The sequence below is a fragment of the Streptomyces sp. NPDC052043 genome (genome assembly GCF_044548235.1).
Taxonomy (GTDB): Bacteria; Actinomycetota; Actinomycetes; order Streptomycetales; family Streptomycetaceae; genus Streptomyces.
The window spans coordinates 50,004-74,933 of the sequence record NZ_JBIUBT010000022.1 but is presented as its reverse complement, the minus strand read 5'-3'; the positions used below and the strand labels follow the sequence as shown (position 1 = coordinate 74,933).

Genomic DNA, 24,930 nt, shown 5'->3' with positions numbered 1-24,930 from the left:
TGACGAGACGGTCGCCGCTGGACGGGAGGACCGCGCTCGAACTGGTGGCCCTGGCGCAGGACGGCTGAGCCGGCGGCCATAACCTGGGCGCATGTCAGCGATCCGACTGCTGGTGCTGGGCGCCGTCCGTCAGCACGGGCGGGCCCACGGCTACCAGGTGCGAGGCGACCTGGAGTACTGGGGCGCGCACGAGTGGTCCAACGCCAAGCCCGGCTCGATCTACCACGCCCTGAAGCAGATGGCCAAGCAGGGGCTGCTGCACGCGCACGAGACCGCCCCCTCCGCGGCCGGCGGTCCGCCCCGCACCGAGTACGAGATCACCGACGCGGGCACCGAGGAGTACTTGCGGCTCCTGCGGGAGGCCCTGGTCGCCTACGACCAGAAGATGGACATCCAGTCCGCGGCCATCGGCTTCCTCGTCGACCTGCCGAGGGAGGAGGCGATCGCCCTGCTCAAGGAGCGGATCCGACGGATCGAGCAGTGGCGGACCGCCGTCACCGAGCACTACGTCCCCGAGGGCGGCCCCGAACAGCTCGGCCACATCGGCGAGATCATGAACCTCTGGGTTCACACCGCCGACTCCGACGCCGCCTGGACCCGGGGTCTCATCGAGCGCCTCGAACGCGGCGCCTACACCTTCGCCGGCGAAGGGGCGCCGTTCATCGGCGTCCTGGCCGAGGGCGAGGAGAACCCGTACGCAACAGGGGAGCGGCATCCGGAGGATCACCGCTGAAGCGGTGAGGTCCCCCAAGTAATCAAGTTTGACCAATGTGTCGGTGCGCGCTACTTTGCGAGGCAGGTAGTCAAGTTTGTCTAGCGAGGGGGCTGTCAGTGGCCGACACGGCGATCACCGTCGAGGGCGCGCGCAAGACGTACGGCGAGAAGAAGGCACTGGACGGGCTCGACCTCCACGTCACCCGCGGCACGGTGCACGGGGTGCTCGGCCCCAACGGTGCGGGCAAGACCACCCTGGTCCGGATCCTGTCCACCCTGATCAGGCCCGACGCCGGCCGGATCGAGGTGGCCGGGCGCGACGTGGTGACGGCGGCACGTGAGGTCCGCTTCCGCATCGGCCTGCTCGGCCAGCACGCGGCTCTCGACGAGGAGCTCGACGGCCGCCAGAACCTGGAGATGTTCGGCCGTCTGTATCACCTGGGCGCTCGGCACGCGCGCGTGCGTGCCGACGAACTCCTCGCGCGCTTCGGTCTCGCCGATACCGGCCGCAAGCCCGTCCGTGCCTACAGCGGCGGCATGCGGCGGCGCCTCGACCTCGCCGCGTCCCTCATCACCGACCCGGAGGTGCTGTTCCTGGACGAGCCGACGACGGGCCTTGACCCACGGGGACGCGCCGAGGTGTGGACGTCGGTCCGCTCCCTGGTCGACGGCGGTACGACGGTGCTGCTGACCACCCAGTACCTGGAGGAGGCCGACCAGCTGGCCGGCCGGGTGTCGGTCGTCGACCGGGGGCGGGTCGTCGCCGACGGTACCCCGGACGAGCTCAAGTCCCGCCTGGGGGGTGACCGCATCGACGTGGTCCTGCGGGACGCGGGGCGACTGGATGCCGTCGCAGCCCTGTTGCCGGGCGGTTCAGCGGACGTCTCGGTGGACGTCGACCGGCGCCTGCTCAGCGCCCCGGTCACCGACCGCATGACGGCGCTCGCGGGGGTCGTGCGAGCCCTTGAGGAGGCTGGGATCGAGGCGGAGGACATCGCTGTGCGCCGCCCGACGCTGGACGAGGTGTTCCTGTACCTGACGGCCCGGGACGACCGTACGAAGGAGACCGCCGCGTGACCGCCCACGTGCTGAGCGACTGCTGGACCCTGACCCGCCGCGAACTCGCCCACTGGGCGCGGCAGCCCGTGCAAGTGCTCGTCGGCCTGGTCTTCCCCGTGATGCTGCTGCTGATGTTCGGCTACCTGATCGGCGGTGGCCGCGGTATCCCGGGCGACTACATCGACTACCTGGTCCCTGGCATGTTCGCGCTGACCATGGCCTTCGGCCTGGAGAGCACGATGCTCAACGTCACCCAGGACCTGAACAAGGGGATCATCGACCGCTTCCGCTCGATGCCGATGGTCAACGGAGCGCTTCTGGTGGGCCGTTCGGTCGCCGACATGGTGCAGTCGGCGACCGGGCTCGCCCTGCTGATCGGCGTCGGGTACGCGCTCGGCTGGCGAGCGCACGGCGGGTCCGGGGCATTCCTGGGCGCGGTGGGACTGCTGCTGCTGTTCCGGTTCGCGATGCTCTGGATCGGCATCCACCTGGCGTTGGTGGCCGGGAAGCAGGAGCTGGTCCAGGCCGTGCAGATTCTCATCTGGCCGGTGGGTTTCCTGTCCAATGCGTTCGCCGGCCCCGCCTCCATGCCGGGCTGGCTGGGCACGGTGGTTCAGTGGAACCCCATGTCCCAGACGGCGACGGCCGTGCGGGACATGTTCGGCAGCCCGGGCGGGGAGCCGGGGCACGCGTTGGCCGCGGCCCTGTGGCCCTTGGCGCTGCTCGCGGTGTTCTTCCCGCTGGCCCTGCGCCGGTTCGGGCGCCTGAGCCGCTAGGGCCTGCAACAGGCCCTAGGTGGACCCTAGTGGTGGAAGCCGGTGGCCGCGTTCTTGTCCCGGATCAGCGGGTGCGGCTGGCGGCGCAGCTCGGGCAGATGGCGGCCGAGGTCCTCGAGGAACAGCTCGGCGAGGTCCGCCGAGAACCCGTTGCGGCAGACCACGCGCAGGACGGACAGGTCCTCCCGGTTCGGCGGGAAGGTGTACGCGGGCACCAGCCAGCCGTTCTCACGCAGCCGCCGGGAGACGTCGAACACGTCGAAGGCCTGCACGTCCGGCGCCGTGGTGAAGGCGAACACCGGCAACTGGTCGCCGCGGGTCAGCAGCCGGAAGTCGCCGAGTGCCTCGATCCGTTCGGCGAGGCGGCGGGCCACGTCCCGGGTGCCCTGCTGCACCAGCCGGTAGCCCTCGCGGCCCAGCCGCAGGAACGAGTAGTACTGGGCCACCACCTGCGCGCCCGGCCGGGAGAAGTTCAGCGCGAAGGTCGGCATGTCGCCGCCCAGGTAGTTGACCCGGAAGACCAGCTCCTCGGGCAGCGTGTCCTTGTCGCGCCACAGCGCCCAGCCGACGCCCGGGTAGACCAGCCCGTACTTGTGCCCCGAGGTGTTGATCGAGGCCACCCGCGGAAGCCGGAAGTCCCAGACCAGGTCCTCGTCGAGGAAGGGCGCGATCATGGCGCCCGAGGCGCCGTCGACGTGCACCGGGATGTCGAGACCCGTGCGCTCCTGGAGGGCGTCCAGGGCCGCGCACAGGTCGGCGATCGGCTCGTAGGAGCCGTCGAAGGTGGAGCCGAGGATGCCGACGACCCCGATGGTGTTCTCGTCGCACAGTTCGGCGGCGGCCTGCGGGTCGAGGTGGTAACGGTCGCCCTCCATGGGGACCTGGCGGGCCTCGACCTCCCAGAAGTTGCAGAACTTCTCCCAGCACACCTGGACGTTGACGCCCATGACGAGGTTCGGGCGCGCGTCCCGGCCGGGATAGCGGTCCGCGTTGCTCCCCCAGTGCCTTGACGGCCTGGAGGGACCCCCAGCCCAGCGCCGCTTGAGCGCCATCCCGGCGAGCATGCACGCCTCGCTCGACCCGGTCGTCGAACAGCCCACGGCGGCGGAGGGATCCGGCGCGTTCCACAGGTCGGCGAGCATCGCCACGCAGCGCCGCTCCAGCTCGGCGGTGCGCGCGTACTCGTCCTTGTCGATCATGTTCTTGTCGCAGCACTCGTCCATCAGGGCCCTGGCCTGCGGCTCCATCCACGTCGTGACGAACGTGGCCAGGTTCAGCCGGGAGTTGCCGTCCAGCATCAGCTCGTCGTGCACGAGCTGGTACGCCGTCGAGGGCGGCAGGGGCGTGTCGGCGAGCCGGTGCTTGGGCGGTGCCTCGGCCATCTCGAAGGCCGGATTCGCCTCCCCGTAGAAGGGGTTGACGGACAGGGGGCGCTCGTCGGGCTTCTCGTGTCCTCGGTGCAGCGGCATGGGCGGGTCTCCTATGGGATCAACGGGGTGACACTGCCGACAGGGTCGAAGGACCAGTGGGACACCCGGGCCGGATGTGCCACGATGATGGGTTTCTCGGAACCGAGGCTTGGTCCCCCGGCCGGCATCGGCGTGACGGCCGTCGCCAGCAGGGCACGGGCCGGAGTCGCCGGGGCGGTCGGCGCCTGCTGCGCGGTGTCCTGGGCCACGGGCTCACGATAAGCGGACGAAAGCGACACAATCCGGAACGACCGGAACGAAACGCGCTTGCACCTCACGTGGCGTGAGGAGCCACCGTGGACCGCGTACCGAGAAAGGAGCGGAAGTGAGCTACTCCGTGGGACAGGTCGCCGGATTCGCCGGAGTGACGGTGCGCACCCTGCACCACTACGACGACATCGGCCTGCTCGTCCCGGGCGAGCGCAGCCACGCGGGCCACCGGCGCTACGGCGACGCGGACCTCGACCGGTTGCAGCAGATCCTGTTCTACCGGGAGCTCGGCTTCCCGCTCGAGGAGGTCGCGGCCCTGCTCGACGACCCGGAGGCGGACCCGGGCGCACATCTGCGCCGCCGGCACGAGCTGCTGACCGCCCGGATCGAGAAGCTGAAGAAGATGGCCGAGGCCGTGGAGCACGCCATGGAGGCACGCAGGATGGGTATCAACCTCACTCCGGAGGAGCGGTTCGAGGTCTTCGGCGACCACGACCCCGAGCAGTACGCCGACGAGGTCCGGCGGCGCTGGGGCGGCACCGAGGCCAACCGGCAGTCCCAGCGCCGTACCGCCTCGTACACCAAGGAGGACTTCAAGCGGCTCACCGAGGAGCAGGACGCGATCCACCGGCGCATGGCGGCGCTGCTGGACGCGGGCACACCGGCGTGTTCGGAGGCCGCCATGGACGTGGCCGAGGACCACCGCCGGTTCATCTCCAGCAGCTACTACGACTGCGCGCACGAGATGCACACCTGCCTGGCGGAGATGTACGTCAGCGATCCACGCTTCACCGCGACCTACGAGAACATCCGGCCGGGCCTGGCCGCGTACCTGCGCGAGGCGATCCTCGCCAACGCGGCGCGGCACACGGCGTAGGGGTCCGGGTCCGGGGCACCCGGACCCGGACCGTCGATGTGCACGGCGCACGGCTCGGCGCGAGCGGACCGCGCAGGGCCATCCCCCGGGCACCTGTGGAACCTTGGGCGTATACCTTGCGTTGGTAGCTTTGTGCGGCACCGCACGAGGCCCCGCCTCGACATCTCGACGCCGTACACCCCATCCCCCTCAGGAGCCCGGAACCGTGACGACGCTTGCCCTCGGCCCGAGCTGGCTGGATCCGAACCACCTGCTCAACTCGTTCGGTATCTGGGGCCTGCTCCTCATCGTCTTCGCCGAGTCGGGTCTGCTCATCGGCTTCTTCCTCCCGGGTGACTCCCTGCTGTTCACCTGCGGTCTGCTGATCACGTCGAACCAGCTGGACTTCCCGCTGTGGGGCGCCATCGCCCTCATCTGCCTCGCCGCGATCCTCGGCGACCAGGCGGGCTACATGTTCGGCAAGAAGGTCGGCCCGTCGCTCTTCAACCGGCCCGACTCCCGGCTGTTCAAGCAGGAGAACGTCACCAAGGCGCACGAGTTCTTCGAGAAGTACGGCCCGAAGTCGCTGGTTCTGGCCCGCTTCGTGCCCATCGTGCGCACGTTCACGCCGATCATCGCGGGCGTCAGCGGTATGAGGTACCGCTCGTTCCTGGTCTTCAACGTCATCGGCGGCGTGATGTGGGGCGCGGGTGTGACCCTCCTCGGCTCCTGGCTGGGCAACATCTCCGCGGTCAAGAACAACATCGAGGCGATCCTCATTCTGATCGTCCTCGTGTCGGTGGTCCCGATCATCATCGAGTTCCTGCGGGCCCGCTCCAAGAGCAAGAACGCCCCCGAGGAGCCGGCCGCCCCGCAGCACCCGCAGCAGTTCCAGCAGCCGGTCATGGACGACGCCACGACCCGCCTGCGCCGCATCGAGCCGCCGCACCAGTACGGCGACCAGAACCACGCCCCGCGGGAGCAGCAGCAGTACGGCTACGACCAGCAGTACGCGCAGTCGTACCCGCAGCAGCCGTCCCAGCAGCAGTACCCCCAGCAGCCGTCCCAGCAGCAGTACCCCCAGCAGCAGTACCCCCCGCAGCACCCCCAGCAGTCCTACGGCGAGCCGCAGGGCCAGTACGACCAGAACCCGCCGCAGTACCCGGACAACGGCGGCTACTACCGCGCCCCGTAGGGCGTTCGCCGGCCGGATCCGCGGGTCAGAACCCGCGGGTCCGCTTCGCGGCCCGGCGCCCCGCGGCGGAGGCGGCGCCCGGCACCTTGAGGAACAGCCGGGAGATCTCCGAGCCGAGGTTCACCCCGATCGCGATGGCCATGGCGAGGGACACCGCCTTGGCCAGTGACACCAACCCCTTGTCGACGTTGTTCTGCGCGATCGACAGCAGCCCGAAGTACGTCGCCGATCCCGGTAGCAGCGGCCCGATCGCGGCGGTCGTGTACGGCAGCGCGGACGCGAACCGGTAGCGGGACAGCAGCTGTCCGAACAGGCCCACCAGGCCCGCCGCCACGGCCGTGGACGCCACCGGCGAGATGTTGCCGACGTCGTGCATGGCGCCGTACACCGACCATGCGACACCGCCGTTGAGCGTCACCAGGAGCACGGTGGACCGCTCCTGCTGCAACAGCACGGCGAAGGTCAGCGACAGCAGCATCGCCGCGACGATCTGGAGCACCGGCCGCCGGCTCATGGCGAGCGCGGCGTCCGGGTCGAGCGCGGCGCCCAGCTTCACCCCGAAGTACAGGACCAGCAGCACGCCGGTGACGATGCCGACGAAGAAGTACATGACCTCCAGCAGGCGCGCGGAGGCGGTGATGTAGAAGCCGGTCAGCCCGTCCTGCACACCCGCCACCAGCGCCCGCCCCGGCAGCAGCGCGAACAGGCCACCGGTGATCACGGCGGACGCCTTCACGTCGACGTGCGCCACGGTGAGCGCGACGCCGAGCGCGGCCGGCGGCATCGCGGCGACCGTGAACTGGTAGAACTCCGGCAGCCCGCGCCCCGCGCACAGCCACGCCAGCCGGTCGCCGAGCACCGCGCCGAGCGCCGCGGCCACGAAGACGATCAGGTCGCCGCCGACCAGGACGGAGGCCGTGCCCGCCAGCAGCCCGGCGGCCGCGGTCAGCGCCCAGCCGGGGTAGGGGTGCCGGTTGCGGCGGATCTCCGCCAGCCGCCGGTAGGCCTCCTCCAGGGAGAGGTGGGTCTCCGGATCGCTGAGGTCGTCGACGAGCCGGAAGACGGCCGCCAGACGTGTGTAGTCGGTGCCCCGGCGGCGTACGGTCCTCGACGCGGTCACGGGGTCGTCGACCAGGGACGGCTGGTGGGAGATCGACAGCAGGGTGAAGGTGACGTTCGGCTCGCAGCGGTCCAGGCCGTAGGAACGGCAGACCGCGAACATCGCCGCCTCCACGTCCTCGGCGCCCTCACCGCCCGCGAGCAGCAGCTCGCCGATACGCAGGGTGAGGTCGAGCACGCGCGGGACGGCGGGGCCGCCCTCCTCCGCCTTCTGCACCGGTTCCGGCGCCGGCCGGTCGGCCACCGACATGCGCAGCATGGTGCGCATCCGGTCCTGCCAGGGGACGTCCTTGGGCAGGCCGATCGCCGGGATGCCACCCGCCGGCGTGAAGGCGGGCGGGCCCTGCCGGGCGTTGTAGGTGCTCGGCAGGCTGAACGCGGACCCCTCCGGTTCCCCGGCCGGCGGCGTCGCGACGTCGAGCCCGTCCGGCACGGCGAACTCGGACGTGGTCGTGGCCTCCGGCTCGGTCCCCGTCCTGGGCGCCGTCAGCCCCTTGGGCACGGCGAACTCGGACGTCGTGGACGACTCACCGTCGACCGCCGGTACCACCGGAATCACCTGGGTCTGCGTCGTCGAGGGCCCTGCGGGAACCCTGAACGCGCTCCGCGCCTCGTCCGACTGCGGCTTGCGGTCCTCCGCGTCCGTCACTGAGTGATGCTCCCTGAACGACACCTTCCGTCTGAGTCAGTATGCGCAGACGGAGGTACCGGAACGCGAACGGCCGCACCGTCCCCGTGGGGACGGTGCGGCCCGTGGGAGGCGCGGGGCTCAGTGACCGCCGTGCTCCTGGAAACGCTTGATGGAACGCTCGATCTCCGCCTCGGCGTCGGTGCGGCCCACCCAGTCGGCGCCCTCGACGGACTTGCCGGGCTCCAGGTCCTTGTAGACCTCGAAGAAGTGCTGGATCTCCAGGCGGTCGAACTCCGACACGTGGTGGATGTCCCTCAGGTGCTCCACGCGCGGGTCGGACGCCGGCACGCACAGCAGCTTGTCGTCGCCGCCGGCCTCGTCGGTCATCCGGAACATGCCGATCGCACGGCACTTGATGAGGCAGCCGGGGAAGGTCGGCTCGTCCAGGATGACCAGCGCGTCCAGCGGGTCGCCGTCCTCGCCGAGGGTGTTCTCGACGAAGCCGTAGTCGGCCGGGTAGCTGGTCGAGGTGAAGAGTCGACGGTCCAGGCGGATCCGACCGGTCTCGTGGTCCACCTCGTACTTGTTCCGCGAACCCTTCGGGATCTCGATCGTGACGTCGAACTCCACCGGTGGCTCCTCCATGATCAGCACATAGTTCTGGTGGTTAAGTGTCCCTCACGCAGGTGTGTGATCGCGAAAGGGGCTGGTGGTCGTGCCGGAGCTGAGAGCCTGGCGGGCCGCGAGACCGCGCCTGGCCCGTCTCGTACGGGCCGCACGGCCGCGGCTCGTACGGACCGCGCAGGCCGTGAAACCGCGGGTCGCGCGGCTCGCGGGGGCCGCCGGCTCGCGGCTCGCGAAGCCGAAGACCTGGCAGTACACCGCGGGTGCCGCCACGGCCGGGCTGGTGCTCGCCGCCGGTGCGGTGACCGCCGCCGGGCCCTGGGACTCCTCCGGCCAGCGTACGGCCGAGCGGGACCGCGCCGCGGCGCTGGGACGCACGGGTGGCGCAGATCACGGTCGCCGGACCGACAAGTCGGATCCGTCGCGTACATCGGATGTGTCCGATTCCGTGTTCGACGGCGGGGTGCGGCCCGCGCCCAGCGCCGCGCCGGTGCTCGTGGGCCTCGGCGGTGCCGGCGACCCGGCCCGGCCGGCGTCGGACGCCTCGGCCGTCGTGGCCGCCCTGGACCCGCTGCTGCGGGACTCCGCCCTCGGCACCCACCACGCCGCGGCCGTCCTCGACGTCACCACCGGTGAGCGGCTCTACGGCCAGGGCGTCGGCGACCCGCTCGTCCCCGCCTCCACCACCAAGATCGCCACCGCCGTCGCCGCGCTGTCCGCCCTCGGCGCCGACCACCGGCTCACCACCCGCGCCGCCCTGGAGCCCGGCACCGGGAAACTCGTCCTGATCGGGGGCGGCGACCCCACGCTCACCGCCCGCGAGGACGCCGGGAACCTGGCGAGCCTGCGCACCCTCGCCGCCGACACGGCGACCGCGCTGGCCGAGCGGCATGTGACCGAGGTGACGCTCTTCCACGACACCACCCTGTACGCCGGCACCCTCCTGCACCCCATCGGCGTGAACGACAACCTCGCCCCGGTCAGCGCCCTGATGGCCGACGAGGGCCGCACCGACGGCTCCACCAGCGGTCCGGCCCCGCGCGTGGCGGACCCGGCGGCGGACGTGGCCCGCGCCTTCGCCGACCTGCTGTCCGGGCACGGCATCCGGACCACGGTCGCCGGTCCCGCCAAGGCGACCGGCCGGGCGGAGACCCTGGCCACCGTCTCCTCGCCCCCGCTGTCGGAGCTGGTCGAACGGATGCTCACCAACAGCGACAACGACCTCGCCGAGGCCCTGGCCCGCCAGACGGCCGCCGCGACGGGCGGGCGTACGGACTTCGACGGGGGCGCCGTCGCGATCGCCGCCCAGCTGAAGAGGCTCGGCCTGCCCCTGACGGGCGCCGCCTTCCACGACGGCAGCGGACTCGACCGCACCGACCGGCTCACCGCGGACCTGCTCACGGCCCTGCTGGCCAAGGCGGCCGACCCGGCCGACCCCGGGCTCCGCCCGGTCCTCACCGGCCTCCCGATCGCCGGTTTCACCGGCACCCTGAGCAGCCGTTACGCGGACGGCGCGGCAGGGCTCGTACGGGCGAAGACGGGCACGCTGACGGGCATCAACACCCTCGCGGGCACGGTCGTCGCACACAACGGCCACCTGCTGGCCTTCGCCTTCCTCGCGGAGAACACCACCGGCCCGGACGCGGCCCAGTCGGCCCTCGACCACGCGGCCACGACCCTGGCGACCTGCGCCTGCGGCTGACCGCCCACCCACCACCGCAGCCCGACCGGTCCTCGTCGGGCTGCGCCCCGGCCGCGCACGGCCCCGCGGACTCCGACCGCCCCGCCGCGCCCGGGGAGCGCGGTGCCCCTGTCGCCATGGCCGGTGTACGACGGCGGGCGGGCCCCGGCAGTCACGGACGGACCGGAGGGCGACTCGGTGCCCCCTGACCACGGTCGGAACAAAAAGGGCACCACCCACCCAGCGTCACGGCCTGCCCGGAGTGGCGGCGCTCACGTACCGTTGACACATGACGAGCATCGGTGGTGCGGCAAGTCCCGGGATGGTCGACTGGAATCTCGCGGTCGCGACCGCGACGCGGCTGGTGCGGCCGGGTCCCGAGGTGAGCCGGGACGAGGCCCGGGCCGTGGTCGCGGAACTGCGCCGGCACGCCAAGGCGTCCGAGGGGCACGTGCGCGGCTTCACCCGACTGGGCACCCGCGAGGCCCACGACACCCCCGTACTCGTGGTCGACCGCCCCGGCTGGGTCCGTGCGAACGTCGCCGGGTTCCGCGAGATCCTCAAACCGCTCCTGGACAAGATGCAGGAGCGGCGCGGCGGCGGCCCCGGCGGCGCGGTCCTCGGTGCCGTCGGAGGCAAGGTCACCGGCGTGGAACTGGGGATGCTGCTGTCGTTCCTCGCCTCCCGCGTCCTCGGCCAGTACGAGACCTTCGCCCCCGCCACCCGCGACCTGCCGGCCGGCGGTTCCCCCGACTCCTCCGGTGGCGGCGGTCGGCTGCTGCTCGTCGCGCCCAACATCGTCCACGTCGAGCGCGAACTCGACGTCGACCCCCATGACTTCCGCCTGTGGGTGTGCCTGCACGAGGAGACGCACCGCACGCAGTTCACCGCCGTGCCCTGGCTGCGCGACCACCTCGAGGGCGAGATCCAGTCCTTCCTGGCGGAGACGGACGTCGACCCCATGGCGTTCCTGGAGCGCATCCGGGAGGCCGCCCAGTCGCTGGCCGGCGGCCGCCCCGAGGGCGAGGAGGACGACGGCGGCCACTCCCTGGTCGAGATGATCCAGAGCCCGGCCCAGCGCGAGATCCTCGGCCGCCTCACCGCCGTGATGTCCCTCTTGGAGGGCCACGCCGACTACGTGATGGACGGTGTCGGACCGGACGTCGTGGCGTCCGTGGCGGAGATCCGCGAGAAGTTCCAGCAGCGCCGCGCCAAGGGCGCCTCCCGACTGGACATGGCCCTGCGCAAGCTGCTCGGCCTGGACGCCAAGCTGCGCCAGTACCGCGACGGCGAGCGGTTCGTGCGCGCGGTCGTCGAGCAGGTCGGCATGGACGGCTTCAACCGGGTGTGGACCTCCCCCAACACCCTCCCCACCAAGGCGGAGATCTCCAAGCCGGCGGACTGGATCGCCCGGGTGCACCGCAGGGCCGAACCGTGACCATGTGTGCGACGACCCGGGCGACGGCCGGGAAAGCGGATCCGGTCTACGGCAGGCGAACGCCACTTCATTCACTCGTCCGAGGGACCGTGCGCCATGCGTAGGCGTGCAATGCTCAGGGAACGGCCCGCTTCTGTCACCATCGACGCACTCTGAGTGACCGATCTCGGGTTCACCCCCCGAAGACTCCGTGAAGGGAACCGGACATGGGTCCCCATCCTGCGGTCGCGGCGATACGCCTGGCGGTACGCCGCGTCCTCCACGACATCCTCGACGAACAGCTCCTGTCCCACCCCGCGCCGGCGACCGCGCCCGCCCGGCTGGGCCCCCTGGGCGCGCGGCCCCCCGGGCCGCCACCACCGCACGGCGCGTCGACGCCGGGCCTCCTCCTGGCGACCGCCCCACGGGCCTCCCACGGCTTGTCGGCCTCGCAGGCCCCGCCTGCCGCACAGGACACACCAGCCACCCCCCACGAGCGTCCACCGTCGCCGCTCGTGCTCGTGGCCTGCTCCGGCGGCGCCGACTCCATGGCGCTCGCCTCCGCCCTCGCCTTCGAAGCGCCCAAGCTCGGCGTCCGGGCCGGCGGCGTCATCGTCGACCACGGTCTGCAGGCCGGCTCCGACCTGCGCGCCGACGAGGTCGCCCAGCGGCTGCGGGCACTCGGCCTCGACCCGGTCGAGGCCGTCGCCGTCACCGTCGGCCGCGGCGGCGGACCGGAAGCCGCCGCGCGCGAGGCCCGCTACGCCGCTCTCGACGCCGCCGTCGAGCGCCACGGCGCCCACGCCGTCCTGCTCGGCCACACCCGCGACGACCAGGCCGAGACGGTGCTCCTCGGCCTCGCCCGCGGTTCCGGCATCCGCTCCCTGTCGGGAATGGCCGCGGTCTCGGGGGCCGGCGGCCGTTACCGCCGCCCCTTCCTGCAGGTCGACCGGCAGACCGCCCGCAAGGCCTGCATGGTCCAGTCCCTGCCCGTCTGGGACGACCCGCACAACGCCGACCCGGCCTACACCCGCTCCCGGCTGCGCCACGAGGGCCTCCCGGCCCTGGAGAAGGCCCTCGGCAAGGGCGTCGTGGAGGCCCTCGCCCGTACCGCCCAGCTCTCCCGCGACGACGCCGACGCCCTCGACGCCTGGGCCGGTCAGGCCGAGGCCACCGTCCGCGACGACGCCGGCCGTCTGGAGTGCGCCAAGCTGTACGCCCTGCCCCCCGCCGTGCGCCGCCGCATCCTGCGCCGTGCCGCCATCGACGCCGGTGCTCCGGCCGGTTCGCTGTTCGCCCGGCACATCGAGGAAGTCGACCGGCTGATCACCGGTTGGCGCGGCCAGAAGGCCATCAACCTCCCCGGCAGGGTCGTCGCCCAGCGGCAGGGTGGCAGACTGGTGATTCGGCAAGGCTGAATCGGGACCCTCCCGCCGGCCCGCTGACGCGGAGTCCGGAGGAGGGCCGTCAACGCCGGTGAGACGACCGAAAGTGATGCGGGTGGACGCGAAAGACATGGGTGCCGACCTCGAGAAGGTGCTCATCACCAAGGAAGAGATCGACGCGAAGCTGGCCGAGCTGGCCGCGAAGATCGACGCGGAGTACGCGGGCAAGGACCTGCTGATCGTCGGCGTCCTCAAGGGCGCGGTGATGGTCATGGCGGACCTCGCCCGGGCGCTGTCCACCCCCCTCACCATGGACTGGATGGCCGTGTCGTCCTACGGCGCGGGCACCCAGTCCTCCGGCGTCGTGCGGATCCTCAAGGACCTCGACACCGACATCAAGGGCAGGCACGTCCTGATCGTCGAGGACATCATCGACTCCGGCCTGACCCTGTCCTGGCTGATCTCCAACCTCGGCTCCCGGGAGCCCGCCTCGCTGAAGGTGTGCACGCTGCTGCGCAAGCCCGAGGCCGCGAAGGTCGCCATCGACGTGGAGTGGGTCGGTTTCGACATCCCCAACGAGTTCGTCGTCGGCTATGGCCTGGACTACGCCGAGAAGTACCGGAACCTGCCGTTCGTGGGTACGCTCGCTCCCCACGTCTACGGCGGCTGACCCCGAAGGGCTCAAGCGCGGTACGTGATCGGGAACCCCAGCGGCACCGGAGCCGTTGAGGAAGCAGACGGGTACGTCGGCCCTCGCGGTGCGGCTTCGAGTCCTGATGCTGGGGTACCGTCAGAAGAACTGTCTTATCAAACTCACTGTGGCAGGAGGGACGGGGCGACACCGCTCCGTATGGATGGACGTGAAGCGATACTTCCGTGGGCCGGTCATGTGGATCGTGCTGGCCGTCCTTGCCGTGGTCGTGTTGATGAATGTCGTCGGTCAGTCCGGCGGCTACAAGACGGTGGACACGGGCAAGGTCGTAGCGGCGATCAATGACAACAGGGTCCAGCAGGCCAAGCTGACCACGGGCGACGAGCAGACCATCAAGGTCGAGCTCAAGGGCGGCCAGAAGGTCGACGGCAGCTCGAAGATCCAGGCGAGCTACATCGGCGACCAGGGCGTGACCATCGCCAACACGCTGCAGACCAAGTACCAGGACAAGCAGATCCCGAAGGGCTACACGGTCTCGCCGTCGAAGCAGAGCCCCTTCGTCGGCATCCTGCTCTCCCTGCTCCCCTTCGTTCTCATCGTGGTCGTCTTCCTGTTCCTGATGAACCAGATGCAGGGCGGCGGCTCCCGGGTGATGAACTTCGGCAAGTCCAAGGCCAAGCTCATCACCAAGGACACCCCGAAGACGACGTTCGCCGACGTGGCGGGCGCGGACGAGGCGGTCGAGGAGCTCCACGAGATCAAGGAGTTCCTCCAGGAGCCGGCCAAGTTCCAGGCCGTCGGGGCGAAGATCCCCAAGGGCGTGCTGCTCTACGGTCCGCCCGGCACCGGCAAGACCCTGCTCGCGCGTGCCGTCGCGGGCGAGGCCGGCGTCCCGTTCTACTCGATCTCCGGTTCCGACTTCGTCGAGATGTTCGTCGGCGTCGGTGCCTCCCGCGTCCGCGACCTGTTCGAGCAGGCCAAGGCGAACGCGCCGGCGATCGTCTTCGTCGACGAGATCGACGCGGTCGGCCGCCACCGCGGCGCCGGCCTCGGTGGCGGTCACGACGAGCGCGAGCAGACGCTGAACCAGCTGCTGGTCGAGATGGACGGCTTCGACGTCAAGGGCGGCGTGATCCTGATCGCGGCCACCAACCGGCCCGACATCCTCGACCCGGCGCTGCTGCGCCCGGGCCGCTTCGACCGTCAGATCGCCGTGGACCGCCCCGACATGCAGGGCCGTCTGGAGATCCTCAAGGTCCACCAGAAGGGCAAGCCGGTCGCGCCCGACGTCGACCTGTCCGCCGTCGCCCGCCGCACCCCCGGCTTCACGGGTGCCGATCTGTCCAACGTCCTGAACGAGGCCGCGCTGCTCACGGCCCGCAGCGACCAGAAGCTGATCGACAACCACATGCTGGACGAGGCGATCGACCGCGTGGTCGCGGGCCCGCAGAAGCGGACCCGGATCATGTCGGACAAGGAGAAGAAGATCACCGCGTACCACGAGGGCGGTCACGCCCTGGTCGCGGCGGCCTCGCCGAACTCCGACCCGGTCCACAAGATCACGATTCTGTCCCGCGGCCGCGCCCTCGGCTACACGATGGTGCTGCCCGACGAGGACAAGTACTCCACGACCCGCAACGAGATGCTGGACCAGCTCGCCTACATGCTGGGCGGTCGTGCGGCCGAGGAGCTGGTCTTCCACGACCCGACCACGGGCGCGGCGAACGACATCGAGAAGGCCACCACCACGGCCCGCGCGATGGTCACCCAGTACGGCATGACCGAGCGGCTGGGCGCGATCAAGTTCGGCGGCGACAACACCGAGCCGTTCCTCGGACGTGAGATGGCTCACCAGCGCGACTACTCGGAAGAGGTCGCCGCGCTGGTGGACGAGGAAGTCAAGAAGCTCATCGAGAACGCGCACAACGAGGCCTGGGAGATCCTGGTCGAGAACCGCGACGTCCTCGACAACCTCGTCCTGGCCCTGCTGGAGAAGGAGACCCTGGGCAAGGAGGAGATCGCCGAGGTCTTCGCCCCGATCGTCAAGCGGCCGCCGCGGCCCGCCTGGACCGGCTCCTCCCGCCGGACCCCGTCCACCCGTCCGCCGGTGCTCTCTCCGAAGGAGCTCGCGCTGACGAACGGAGCCAACGGCTCGACGGCGGCGATCAGCACCGTCAAGTCCACGGCGACGGAGCCCGCCCCGGCCACGGAGCAGGTGCCGGAGGACCGTCCGGACAACTGACCGGAGTCCGCGCCGGGCCCCCACCGGCCCCGGAATGCATGCCGCGTCCCCCAGGTTCTAGCCTGGGGGACGCGGCATTTCGCATGTCCGCAGATCAGACACACAGGAACGAGGCTTCACATGACCGACCCGGTGACGCTGGACGGCGAGGGCTTCCTCGGCGAGTTCGACGAGAAGCGCGCCGAGAACGCCGTGCGCGAACTCCTCATCGCGGTCGGCGAGGATCCGGACCGTGAAGGCCTGCTGGAGACACCGGCGCGGGTGGCCCGGGCGTACAAGGAGATATTCGCGGGCCTGTGGCAGCAGCCCGAGGACGTGCTGACGACGACGTTCGACCTGGGTCACGACGAGATGGTGCTGGTCAAGGACATCGAGGTGTTCTCGACCTGCGAGCACCACCTCGTCCCGTTCCGCGGTGTCGCGCACGTCGGCTACATCCCGTCCACCAGCGGGAAGATCACGGGGCTTTCGAAGCTGGCCCGGCTCGTGGACGTCTACGCCCGCCGCCCGCAGGTGCAGGAGCGGCTCACCACCCAGATCGCGGACTCGCTGATGGAGATCCTGGAGCCGCGCGGCGTGATCGTCGTGGTGGAGTGCGAGCACATGTGCATGTCGATGCGGGGCATCCGCAAGCCCGGCGCGAAGACCATCACGTCGGCGGTGCGCGGTCAACTGCGGGACGCGGCGACGCGCAACGAGGCGATGAGCCTCATCATGGCGCGCTGAGGCGGACGGCGGCGGCGACACCGGTGTCGCCCGGCCGCGCCGGCCCGTTCACCTGCCGGGGCCGCCCGCCGGCTCATGCCGTCGGTTCCGCCCCCGGCGGGTTCTGGTCGTCGTCCTCCGGGAGCTTGCAGACCCGTTCGAGGAACACGGCGGCCGCTATCACCGCGATGCCGGCGAGGACGGAGAAGCCCGCGTAGACGGCCTGGTCGCGGCGGGCCGGGATGTCGAGGAGCTCCAGCAGGGCGACGCCCGTGCCGCCGTACATGCCGGCGACGAGGGCGGCGACCAGGGCGCTGGCCTGACCGAAGACGACCGCGCGGGCGGCCATCATGGGGTCGACGCCCTTCGCGCCGGGCCGGCGCTCGCGCTGGGCCTTCAGCCGGGCCCGCAGTGAGAGCGCCGTGGACATCAGGACCGCGGCGATCAGGGCGAGGACGATGGGGGCGGCCAGCGGGACGCCGGGGAGCGACCCCACCGCGTTCCACAGGCGGGCGCCCGCCCAGGACAGCACTCCGGCGACGACGAACACGCCCGCCAGCACCCTGATGCGCAGCTCTCTCACGGTGTCCCTTCAGCTCCCCCGGACCGAGGCGGTCGCAGACCTTGCGTCTCCCTGACCTTAACGACTACTCGGGCAGCCGGAGTTCCAGGTCCGCCCGGGGCTCGACGCCCTCCCGGGTGAGCGCGGTCAGCAGGTCGGCCACCGCGCCCCGGCCCGGCAACTGCGCGTCCGGGTCCACGTCGTACCACGGGGCGAGGACGAAGGCGCGCTCGTGGGCGCGCGGGTGAGGGAGCGTGAGGAGCGGGTCGTCCGAGACGGTCTCCGCGTAGGCGACGATGTCCACGTCGATGGTGCGCGGCCCCCAGCGCTCGTCGCGGACCCGGTTGAAGGCCTCCTCGACGGCGTGGGCGCGCTCCAGCAGGGAGGACGGCGGGAGCGTGGTCTTCAGGACCACCACCGCGTTGAAGTACGACGGCTGGGTGCCGGGCTCGACGCCCCAGGGTTCCGTCTCGTAGACGGGGGAGACGGCCTTGACGCGGACGCCGGGGGTGTCCTCCAGGGCGTCCACGGCGCCCTGGAGGGTCTCCAGGCGGTTGCCGAGGTTGGAGCCGATGGAGATCACGGCTCGCTTGGGGTTCTGCAGCGTGGTGTCCGCGGCGTCGACCTTCTCGACGACCGAGGCGGGCACCGGCTGGACGGTCGGGTCGCTGGTCCCTTTGGTGAAAGGCGCGTTCATACTCGGCTCCGGGTGATGGTGACGGTCACGTCGTCGAAGGGAACGGTGATCGGGGCGTCCGGCTTGTGGACGCAGACCTCGACCTCCAGGACCCCGCCGTGCTTCAGACAGACCTGGGCGATGCGCTCGGCGAGCGTCTCGATGAGGTTCACGGGCTCGCCCTCCACCACGGCCACGACCTCCTCGGCCACGATGCCGTAGTGGACGGTCTTCGCCAGGTCGTCGTCGGCCGCGGCCGGCCGGGTGTCGACTCCCAGGACGATGTCCACGAGGAAGGTCTGGCCCTCCTCGCGTTCCTTGGGGAACACACCGTGGTGCCCGCGAGCCCTCAGGCCGCGCAGCGCGACACGATCCACGCGAATCACTCCTGCAATCGTCGGCGGCGACCGGTCCCTGCCGCGCGCGGGCGGCACACCGGCCTGGCACGAATCTACCTGCGGCCACTGACGAGGCCGGGCCGTGGGGAGGCGGGGCGAGCCGGGACCGGCAGGTTTCATCGTGTGTTTCCCCTGGGGAAGCCGGTTGCTCACGGGGCGGTGGGCGGGGCTTTTCCCGAATTTCCCGAAGTCCGTGATTCCGGCCACGCGGCGTTCCCGCCCAGGCGTCTACCCACTCAGGCCGGTGTGTCGTCCTCCTCGGCACCGTCGTTCTCGGCCAGAACGGGGGAGGCGTGGTGGGACCAGAGCTTCCAGCCGAGATCCGTGCGCCGGAACACGTTGGTGGCGACGACGAGCTGTCCCACCAGCGGGCCGAGCTCGCCGCCGGACGCGGGGGCGGGACCGCCGCTGAGGATGTTCTCGGTGCAGGTCACCAGGGCGGTGTCGCCGGTCACCGAGACGTGCAGGTCGGTGAGGATGAACTGGATGTAGTCGGTGTTCGCCATGATCAGCGCGTAGGAGCGCAGCACTTCGCCGCGTCCGGTGAGCGCCGGCCAGCCGGGGTGCACGCAGGAGACCACGCCGGTGTCCGCCGGGTCGTGGTACTCCTCGTCGACGCCCAGGTCGGCGGGGGTGAGCCAGAGCGCGGACAGCTCCTCGAAGTCACCCCGCTCCAGAGCCTCGTAGTAGGCGGTGTTGGCGGTCTCCACCTGCTCGACGTCGGTGTGGGGCGCGCTCACCGGTCTCCTTCGGCGGGGCCGTGCGCATCGCGTCTGCCGTCCGCCGGCCCGCCGTCGCGGGGGTGCGCCCGGTCCGCGTCAGCGCTCGCGGGGGTGCGTGCCTGCTCCACGGCGCGGGCGACGCGTACCGCGTCCGCCGTCGCGCGGACCTCGTGGACGCGCACGGCCCAGGCACCGGCGTGTGCGGCGAGGGCGGAGACGGCCGCGGTGGCGGCGTCGCGCTCGCGCGCGGGCGGGGGCGCGCCCTCCGGGCCGGCCAGCACCCGCCCGAGGAACCGCTTGCGGGAGGCGGCGACCAGCACGGGGTGGCCGAGCCCGCGCAGACGGTCGAGGTGGGCCAGGAGCGCGAGGTCGTGCTCGGCCTCCTTGGAGAAGCCGAGGCCGGGGTCGACGACGACACGGTCGGCGGCGATCCCGCCCTCCAGGACGGCCTCCACGCGTGCGTGCAGTTCGTCGACGACCTCGGTGACGACGTCCTCGTACACCCCGCGGACGGCGCCGCCCTCCAGGAAGCCGCGCCAGTGCATCACGACGAAGGGGGCGCCCGCGTCCGCGACCACGGGGATCATGGCGGGGTCCGCGAGGCCGCCACTGACGTCGTTGACCAGGGCGGCGCCGGCCGCGAGCGCCTGCTCGGCGACGCGGGCGCGCATGGTGTCGACGGAGATCGTGACGCCCTCGGCGGCGAGGCCGCGCACCACGGGGACGACGCGTCGCAGTTCCTCGGCCTCGTCGACGCGGGTGGCGCCGGGCCGGGTGGACTCGCCGCCGACGTCGATCAGGTCCGCGCCCTGGGCGACCAGGTCCAGGCCGTGCTTGACGGCGATGGTCGTGTCGAACCAGCGGCCTCCGTCGGAGAAGGAGTCGGGGGTCACGTTCACGACCCCCATGACCGCGCACCGGCCCCAGGTCGGAAGGCCCGCCACGCGGCCGCGCCCGCTGAAGTTGCTCATACGTTCAGCGTAGGGCCAGCCCCCGGCCGCCTCGTGCTGTGGCCCGGGCGGAACCCCCCTGTGCTGGAGGGGACGGGGGTTCCGCCCGGGCCGGTCCGGGGTCATGCCGCGCGCATGTCCTGTTCCGTCACCGCGTGCGCGCCCGCGCTCCGGGCGGCGGCACGGCGGCGCACGAAGCGCGGCAGCGGCAGGGCGAGGTTGACGAAGCCCTCGGCCTGCATGGCCGCGAAGCCGATGCGGGGCAGGTCCGAGGAGGCGCGGTAGACGACGAACCGCGGCTCCCAGCGGGGCTGGAACTTGGCGTTGAACTTGTACAGCGACTCGATCTGGAACCAGCGGGAGAGGAAGACCAGCAGCCCGCGCCAGGCGCGCAGCACCGGGCCCGCGCCGATCTTCTCGCCCCGCGCCAGTGCCGAGCGGAACATCGCGAAGTTGAGCGATATGCGGGTGATGCCGAGCTTCGGGGCGGCCTGGAGCGCCGCCACGATCAGCAGTTCGTTCATGCCGGGGTCGGCCGAGCGGTCGCGCCGCATCAGGTCCAGGGACACACCGTCCCCGCCCCAGGGCACGAAGTGCAGGATCGCCGTCAGATCGCCGTACTCGCCCGGCTCCGCGTCCTGCTTGTGGGCGGTGGCGATGAGGCAGTCGCCGTCGGCCGGGTCGCCGATCCGGCCGAGGGCCATGGAGAAGCCGCGTTCGGTGTCGGTGCCGCGCCAGTCCTCGGCGGCCCGCCGGACGCGCTCCAGCTCGGTGTCGCCGAGGTCACGGATGCGCCGCACCCGGGTTTCGTAGCCGGCTCGCTCGATGCGCTTGACCATCTGGCGGACGTTGCGCATCGCACGTCCGGCGAGCGAGAAATCCGCGACGTCGACCACCGCCTCGTCGCCCAGTTCCAGGGCGTCCAGGCCGGTCTCCCGGGTCCACACCTCGCCGCCGGTCTCGGAGCAGCCCATCACGGCGGGCGTCCAGGAGTGGGCCTTGGCCTCGTCCATGAAGCGCTCGATGGCGCCCGGCCAGGCCTCGACGTCGCCGATGGGGTCGCCGCTGGCGAGCATCACGCCGGAGACGACGCGGTACGTCACCGCCGCCTTGCCGCTGGGGGAGAACACGACCGCCTTGTCGCGGCGCAGCGCGAAGTGGCCGAGGGAGTCGCGGGCGCCGTGCCGGGACAGCAGCTCGCGCAGTCTGGTCTCGTCCTCCTCGGTCAGCCGCGCCGCCGGATGCTCGGGGCGGAAGGCCAGGTAGGCGGTGGTGACCGCGGTGAGCCAGCCGAGGGCGCCGAGGGAGAAGGCGACGGTCCAGGAGGTGCTGCCCCGGTAGTCCACCGGGCCCTCGAAGCCGGTCAGGCCGTAGAGGACATGGGTCAGCCGGTCCGCCACGCTGGGGTCGCCGACCATGCGGTGCGTGTGCACGCTGACGATGATCATGCCCAGAGCCAGCGAGCCGGCGCTCATGAGGACGAAGTTGGCCAGCGCCCGCCAGCGGCTGCGCGGGTCCGGCAGCGCGGCGAACTGGCCGCGGTGGACCAGCAGCGGCGCGAGCAGCGCCAGCGAGATGACCACCCCGACGACGGAGTGCCGGTAGACGAACTCCGCCGCCGCGCCGGCCGGCAGCAGGGCCACGGCCGCGCGCCAGGCCCGCCGCTTGCGCCGCCTCAGGCCGTGCGCGAGCAGCAGCAGCAGTACGCCCACGCTGAGCGAGAGCGCCGCGGCGAACGGCCCGAACGAGCCCGGCAGCACCTCGGCCAGGGCGTGCATGCGGCTGTGCCGGAAGCGCGGGAAGACGCCCGCGGCGATGTCCAGGAGGCCGACGACCGCGCAGGCCCTGGCGACCAGCGCGGGGACCGCCTCGGGGCGCGGGCCGCGCAGTATGCGCCGCACCCTGCTCGATCGGCGCGGAACCCCGTCCGACATTTCCCCATCTACCCTGACAGACATCGCATCCCGTAGTTCTGCGAGAGACCTTGAATCCGGTGCCGATCCGGGCATCCGGCGACATTGCGCCCTCTAGGACGGTGTCTCGGGGAGAAAGGTTCACTCCCCACCGGAAAGTCGGGACAAAGGGCAGGGAAAGCCCAGGGCAAGCCCTCGCAAGGACGCGTCGGCGGGCCCTGGGCGAAGGTCAGGCAGGAAAGAGCCCATGGGTCTCACGAGCAACAAAGTGCTGGTACTGGCGATCCTCTGCGCCGTGCTGCTGTTCGTCGGCACGGTGTGGCTCTGGCCGCGCCTGGCCCGCCGTACCTGGCGTGCGGTGACCGGGCGCGTCGGCCTGCTGCTGGGCACCCAGGTGGTGCTCTTCGCCTGCGTCGGACTCGCCGCCAACCAGGCCTTCGGCTTCTACGCCAGCTGGGCGGACCTGTTCGGGCAGGAGAACACCCCGGGGCTCGTCATGGACGGCTCGACGCGCGGCGGTGCCGGCGGCCCCCTCCGGGTGATCGACACCCAGCAGGTGCGGCTGGGCGACGGCGACCGGCCGGACGTCTCCGGCCAGATCCAGGAGGTCGGCATCGTGGGCCGTACGACCCACATCGGCACGCCCGCGTACGTCTACCTGCCGCCGGAGTACTTCCAGCCGCGGTACCAGACCCGCACCTTCCCGGCGGCCGTGGTCCTCACCGGCTACCCGGGCACCGCGCAGGCGCTGATCAGCAAGCTGCGCTACCCGTACACCGCGCAGGAGCTCGCCAGGACCGGGCGGATGCAGCCCATGATCCTCGTGATGCTGCGGCCGACGGTGGCCCCGCCGCGTGACACGGAGTGCGTGGACATCCCGGGCGGCCCGCAGGCCGAGTCGTTCTTCGCCAAGGATCTGCCGGACGCGGTTCTCGCGCACTACCGGGTCGGAAGGAAACCGGGCAGCTGGGGCATCGTCGGCGACTCCACGGGCGGTTACTGCGCGCTGAAACTCGCGATGCACCATCCCGAGGTCTATGCCGCGGGCGCGGGCCTGTCCGCGTACTACAAGGCGCCCACCGATCCGACCACGGGCGATCTTTTCCACAAGGACAGCAATCTGCGGAACCGCGCCGATCTGTTGTGGAGCATCAAGCACCGGCCGGCGCCCAACACTTCGCTGCTGGTCACCAGCAGCAAGGTCGGCGAGGGCAACTACCGGTCGACGCTCAGGTTCATCAACGCGGTGAAGGCGACGAACAGGACCCGGATCGCGTCCATCATCCTCGACAGCGGCGGCCACAACTTCAACACCTGGCGGCGCGAGATCCCGGCGGCGTTGCAGTGGATGAGCGGCCTGCTGGGCGACCGCTGAAAACGATCTTGATGAAACGGCGCCGGAAGTCGCGGTAAGGCGCGGGAAGAAGTCAAGAAAAACACGGTCGGAACTCCCGCTGACGCAGGAAGGTTTCGTTATGGCTGTCTTTTTGCGGGGCGGCCCGGCATGATTCGCGTACGCGCGGTAAGTTTCTGGCCATGTCACGTGGACGTCACCGCCATTCCCCACCCCTGCACAGGCTGTTGCCTCCTTCGGCGATCGCCGGCGTCGCTGTCGTCTTCGCCCTCGGCCCCTGGGTGTTCACGGACGCGGTGGTGCTGCGGTTGGTCGCCGGAACCGCCGCGGTGACCACTGTTCTCGGCGCGGTCGTCATGCGCCGCTGGGACCTGCAGGCCGGACGGCGGGTGGCCGACCTCACGCGCGCGCGTGCGAGCGACGAGTGGCGATTCGAGGAACGGGTCGCCGAACTCGAGACCGACCTCGAGGAGTCCCGCGAACTGCGCGGCCGCCTCGAGCAGAAGCTGCGCGCCAGGCGCGCGGAACTCCAGGGGCTGCGCAACGAGCACGCGGCACTGCTGCGGCGGTACGCCACGGCGGAGACCGAGCGCGCGAGCGCGCTGGAGGGCCGCCGCCTGCTGGAGATCGAGAGCGGCTCCGACATGCTCGCGCTGCCCGCCGCGCCGACGGCCGCCCCGACAGCCCCGGACGTCGCGGACGTCGACGTCGAGGGCAGGGGCACGCACGAGTCGGCGGCGCTCGCCACCGGGGCCGCCGGCGGCGGTCCCGCCGGCGGCGGTCCCGCCGAGAAGCAGCCGGAGGCCGCGGCCCCCGGCGTGTTCTCCCCGGAGGGATCCGAGCTGTACCTGCGCGCCGAGGCCGCGCTGTCGCAGTTCCGCAAGGCCGGCGCCCGGGCGGAGCGGACGGACGAGACCGCGACGACTGACCCGGCCGGCGAGGACGACACCGGGTCGCAGGCCGATCCGGTGCGGGAGACGGTCGTACCGGCGGGCGGCGACGCCGACCCGGACCCCGAGCGGGAGACCGGGCCGGGCGAGACGTCCGAGCACGCTGCGGCCATGTCCGAGCCGACCGGCTCGGCGGAGCCGTCCGAGCCGTCCGAACCGGCCGACTCCGCCGACCGGGATGACCCGGCCGAGGCGACTGTGTCGACGGAGGCGGCTGTGTCGATCGAGGCGGCCGAACCCGCCGCCGGGACCACCGCGGCCGATCCGGGCGAGCAGGGCGCACCCGCCCCCTCCGCCACGGCGGTCGAGCCGGCCCGGCCCGCGCCGCGGCTGCCCCACGGGCACTTCGCCGTGCCGACCGCGGTGGCCGTCGTACCGGCCGCGCCCGCGCGGCGCCCGCTGGTCGAGGGCGGCTTCGACTTCTTCGGCACGAAGAAGGACACGTCGGCCACCGAGCCGGGCACCGTCCAGAACGACGACCTCGCCGACGTCGTGGGCCAGGAGGGGCTCGCGCTGCACAAGGCGGAGGCCGAGTCCCAGTACAAGCCGGCCGACGCCGACGCGTCGACCGCCGACCGTCAGATCATCGACCTGACGGCCCATGACGAGACGGAACAGATCGACCTTCCGGGGCTGCGCACCGCCGCCTCCTGACGCCCCTTCCGCGACG

The 24,930-nt window shown here is 71.6% G+C and carries 23 protein-coding genes; 13 read left to right on the top strand and 10 right to left on the bottom strand.

Annotated features, from left to right (window positions below; translation table 11 throughout):
- Nucleotides 1-91: 91 nt before the first annotated feature.
- From ACIHCX_RS36375 to ACIHCX_RS36365, 3 genes are all read left to right on the top strand, one after another.
- Nucleotides 92-733 (top strand): PadR family transcriptional regulator, encoded by a 642-nt coding sequence (locus ACIHCX_RS36375; protein WP_400037350.1) that lies wholly within the window; start codon nucleotides 92-94, stop codon nucleotides 731-733.
- Between the two features lie 98 nt (nucleotides 734-831).
- On the top strand, nucleotides 832-1,791 hold the full coding sequence (locus ACIHCX_RS36370) for an ATP-binding cassette domain-containing protein (protein ID WP_400037348.1): 960 nt from the start codon (nucleotides 832-834) through the stop codon (nucleotides 1,789-1,791).
- Nucleotides 1,788-2,549, top strand: coding sequence for an ABC transporter permease (locus ACIHCX_RS36365; RefSeq protein ID WP_400037346.1), 762 nt, complete (start codon nucleotides 1,788-1,790; stop codon nucleotides 2,547-2,549). Before ACIHCX_RS36370 ends, ACIHCX_RS36365 begins: the two co-directional genes overlap by 4 nt.
- A gap of 26 nt (nucleotides 2,550-2,575) precedes the next feature.
- Here the strand turns inward: ACIHCX_RS36365 and ACIHCX_RS36360 are convergent, their stop codons facing one another.
- Nucleotides 2,576-4,018 carry a glutamate decarboxylase gene (locus ACIHCX_RS36360; RefSeq protein ID WP_400037344.1) on the bottom strand — a complete coding sequence of 481 codons (1,443 nt, stop codon included), beginning with the start codon at nucleotides 4,016-4,018 and terminating at the stop codon, nucleotides 2,576-2,578.
- 11 nt (nucleotides 4,019-4,029) lie between these two features.
- Entirely contained in the window at nucleotides 4,030-4,227 is a 198-nt protein-coding gene (locus tag ACIHCX_RS36355; protein ID WP_400037342.1) for a hypothetical protein, read from the bottom strand.
- Nucleotides 4,228-4,343: 116 nt separating this feature from the next.
- Between ACIHCX_RS36355 and ACIHCX_RS36350 the strand changes: the two genes are divergently transcribed.
- On the top strand, nucleotides 4,344-5,105 hold the full coding sequence (locus ACIHCX_RS36350) for a MerR family transcriptional regulator (protein ID WP_400037340.1): 762 nt from the start codon (nucleotides 4,344-4,346) through the stop codon (nucleotides 5,103-5,105).
- 205 nt (nucleotides 5,106-5,310) lie between these two features.
- Nucleotides 5,311-6,279 carry a DedA family protein gene (locus ACIHCX_RS36345; protein WP_400037338.1) on the top strand — a complete coding sequence of 323 codons (969 nt, stop codon included), beginning with the start codon at nucleotides 5,311-5,313 and terminating at the stop codon, nucleotides 6,277-6,279.
- A 25-nt stretch (nucleotides 6,280-6,304) separates the two neighbouring features.
- On the opposite strand, the gene ACIHCX_RS36340 is transcribed toward ACIHCX_RS36345, so the two are convergent.
- Together ACIHCX_RS36340 and ACIHCX_RS36335 are read right to left on the bottom strand one after the other, a co-directional pair.
- A complete protein-coding gene (locus ACIHCX_RS36340; protein ID WP_400037336.1) occupies nucleotides 6,305-8,047 on the bottom strand; it encodes a threonine/serine exporter ThrE family protein in 1,743 nt (580 codons plus the stop codon).
- Nucleotides 8,048-8,167: 120 nt separating this feature from the next.
- On the bottom strand, nucleotides 8,168-8,659 hold the full coding sequence (locus ACIHCX_RS36335; protein ID WP_141366388.1) for an inorganic diphosphatase: 492 nt from the start codon (nucleotides 8,657-8,659) through the stop codon (nucleotides 8,168-8,170).
- A 79-nt stretch (nucleotides 8,660-8,738) separates the two neighbouring features.
- Between ACIHCX_RS36335 and dacB the strand changes: the two genes are divergently transcribed.
- From dacB to folE, 6 genes are all read left to right on the top strand, one after another.
- Nucleotides 8,739-10,355 carry a D-alanyl-D-alanine carboxypeptidase/D-alanyl-D-alanine-endopeptidase gene (dacB, locus tag ACIHCX_RS36330; protein ID WP_400037334.1) on the top strand — a complete coding sequence of 539 codons (1,617 nt, stop codon included), beginning with the start codon at nucleotides 8,739-8,741 and terminating at the stop codon, nucleotides 10,353-10,355.
- Between the two features lie 268 nt (nucleotides 10,356-10,623).
- The gene (locus ACIHCX_RS36325; RefSeq protein WP_400037332.1) at nucleotides 10,624-11,772 is read left to right on the top strand and encodes a zinc-dependent metalloprotease; all 1,149 of its coding nucleotides are present in this window, start codon (nucleotides 10,624-10,626) and stop codon (nucleotides 11,770-11,772) included.
- 206 nt (nucleotides 11,773-11,978) lie between these two features.
- Nucleotides 11,979-13,169 (top strand): tRNA lysidine(34) synthetase TilS, encoded by a 1,191-nt coding sequence (tilS, locus tag ACIHCX_RS36320; protein ID WP_400037330.1) that lies wholly within the window; start codon nucleotides 11,979-11,981, stop codon nucleotides 13,167-13,169.
- 76 nt (nucleotides 13,170-13,245) lie between these two features.
- The gene (gene hpt, locus ACIHCX_RS36315) at nucleotides 13,246-13,806 is read left to right on the top strand and encodes a hypoxanthine phosphoribosyltransferase (RefSeq protein WP_100568520.1); all 561 of its coding nucleotides are present in this window, start codon (nucleotides 13,246-13,248) and stop codon (nucleotides 13,804-13,806) included.
- Between the two features lie 184 nt (nucleotides 13,807-13,990).
- Nucleotides 13,991-16,030, top strand: a complete 2,040-nt coding sequence (ftsH, locus tag ACIHCX_RS36310) for an ATP-dependent zinc metalloprotease FtsH (RefSeq protein WP_400037327.1) — start codon at nucleotides 13,991-13,993, stop codon at nucleotides 16,028-16,030.
- Nucleotides 16,031-16,150: 120 nt separating this feature from the next.
- Nucleotides 16,151-16,756 carry a GTP cyclohydrolase I FolE gene (gene folE / locus ACIHCX_RS36305; protein ID WP_400037325.1) on the top strand — a complete coding sequence of 202 codons (606 nt, stop codon included), beginning with the start codon at nucleotides 16,151-16,153 and terminating at the stop codon, nucleotides 16,754-16,756.
- A gap of 73 nt (nucleotides 16,757-16,829) precedes the next feature.
- On the opposite strand, the gene ACIHCX_RS36300 is transcribed toward folE, so the two are convergent.
- The 6 genes from ACIHCX_RS36300 to ACIHCX_RS36275 all read right to left on the bottom strand — a co-directional run bounded on the left by ACIHCX_RS36300 (nucleotide 16,830) and on the right by ACIHCX_RS36275 (nucleotide 21,977).
- Complete coding sequence (locus ACIHCX_RS36300) at nucleotides 16,830-17,318, bottom strand: DUF3180 domain-containing protein (protein ID WP_400037323.1); 489 nt, start codon at nucleotides 17,316-17,318, stop codon at nucleotides 16,830-16,832.
- A gap of 64 nt (nucleotides 17,319-17,382) precedes the next feature.
- Nucleotides 17,383-17,994 carry a 2-amino-4-hydroxy-6-hydroxymethyldihydropteridine diphosphokinase gene (gene folK, locus ACIHCX_RS36295; RefSeq protein ID WP_400037321.1) on the bottom strand — a complete coding sequence of 204 codons (612 nt, stop codon included), beginning with the start codon at nucleotides 17,992-17,994 and terminating at the stop codon, nucleotides 17,383-17,385.
- Nucleotides 17,991-18,350 carry a dihydroneopterin aldolase gene (gene folB / locus ACIHCX_RS36290; protein WP_100568524.1) on the bottom strand — a complete coding sequence of 120 codons (360 nt, stop codon included), beginning with the start codon at nucleotides 18,348-18,350 and terminating at the stop codon, nucleotides 17,991-17,993. Before folB ends, folK begins: the two co-directional genes overlap by 4 nt.
- Before the next feature lie 257 nt (nucleotides 18,351-18,607).
- The gene (locus ACIHCX_RS36285) at nucleotides 18,608-19,111 is read right to left on the bottom strand and encodes a nuclear transport factor 2 family protein (RefSeq protein WP_400037318.1); all 504 of its coding nucleotides are present in this window, start codon (nucleotides 19,109-19,111) and stop codon (nucleotides 18,608-18,610) included.
- A complete protein-coding gene (gene folP / locus ACIHCX_RS36280; RefSeq protein ID WP_400037316.1) occupies nucleotides 19,108-20,064 on the bottom strand; it encodes a dihydropteroate synthase in 957 nt (318 codons plus the stop codon). The genes ACIHCX_RS36285 and folP overlap by 4 nt, the downstream gene beginning before the upstream one ends.
- Before the next feature lie 101 nt (nucleotides 20,065-20,165).
- Nucleotides 20,166-21,977: a phosphatidylglycerol lysyltransferase domain-containing protein gene (locus tag ACIHCX_RS36275; protein ID WP_400037314.1), complete on the bottom strand. Its 1,812-nt coding sequence runs from the start codon at nucleotides 21,975-21,977 to the stop codon at nucleotides 20,166-20,168.
- A 226-nt stretch (nucleotides 21,978-22,203) separates the two neighbouring features.
- On the opposite strand from ACIHCX_RS36275, the gene ACIHCX_RS36270 reads away from it, so the two are divergent.
- Together ACIHCX_RS36270 and ACIHCX_RS36265 are read left to right on the top strand one after the other, a co-directional pair.
- A complete protein-coding gene (locus tag ACIHCX_RS36270) occupies nucleotides 22,204-23,331 on the top strand; it encodes an alpha/beta hydrolase (protein ID WP_400037312.1) in 1,128 nt (375 codons plus the stop codon).
- Nucleotides 23,332-23,492: 161 nt separating this feature from the next.
- Nucleotides 23,493-24,914 carry a hypothetical protein gene (locus tag ACIHCX_RS36265; protein WP_400037310.1) on the top strand — a complete coding sequence of 474 codons (1,422 nt, stop codon included), beginning with the start codon at nucleotides 23,493-23,495 and terminating at the stop codon, nucleotides 24,912-24,914.
- Nucleotides 24,915-24,930 lie beyond the last annotated feature (16 nt).

Excerpts from the sequence above, each read along its gene's own strand:
- ACIHCX_RS36375 (WP_400037350.1), top strand. The coding sequence starts at position 92 with ATGTCAGCGATCCGACTGCTGGTGCTGGGCGCCGTCCGTCAGCACGGG.
- ACIHCX_RS36360 (WP_400037344.1), bottom strand. The coding sequence starts at position 4,018 with ATGCCGCTGCACCGAGGACACGAGAAGCCCGACGAGCGCCCCCTGTCC.
- ACIHCX_RS36325 (WP_400037332.1), top strand. The coding sequence starts at position 10,624 with ATGACGAGCATCGGTGGTGCGGCAAGTCCCGGGATGGTCGACTGGAAT.
- tilS (WP_400037330.1), top strand. The coding sequence starts at position 11,979 with ATGGGTCCCCATCCTGCGGTCGCGGCGATACGCCTGGCGGTACGCCGC.
- hpt (WP_100568520.1), top strand. The coding sequence starts at position 13,246 with ATGCGGGTGGACGCGAAAGACATGGGTGCCGACCTCGAGAAGGTGCTC.
- ftsH (WP_400037327.1), top strand. The coding sequence starts at position 13,991 with ATGGACGTGAAGCGATACTTCCGTGGGCCGGTCATGTGGATCGTGCTG.
- folE (WP_400037325.1), top strand. The coding sequence starts at position 16,151 with ATGACCGACCCGGTGACGCTGGACGGCGAGGGCTTCCTCGGCGAGTTC.
- folK (WP_400037321.1), bottom strand. The coding sequence starts at position 17,994 with ATGAACGCGCCTTTCACCAAAGGGACCAGCGACCCGACCGTCCAGCCG.
- folP (WP_400037316.1), bottom strand. The coding sequence starts at position 20,064 with ATGAGCAACTTCAGCGGGCGCGGCCGCGTGGCGGGCCTTCCGACCTGG.
- ACIHCX_RS36275 (WP_400037314.1), bottom strand. The coding sequence starts at position 21,977 with ATGTCGGACGGGGTTCCGCGCCGATCGAGCAGGGTGCGGCGCATACTG.
- ACIHCX_RS36270 (WP_400037312.1), top strand. The coding sequence starts at position 22,204 with ATGGGTCTCACGAGCAACAAAGTGCTGGTACTGGCGATCCTCTGCGCC.
- ACIHCX_RS36265 (WP_400037310.1), top strand. The coding sequence starts at position 23,493 with ATGTCACGTGGACGTCACCGCCATTCCCCACCCCTGCACAGGCTGTTG.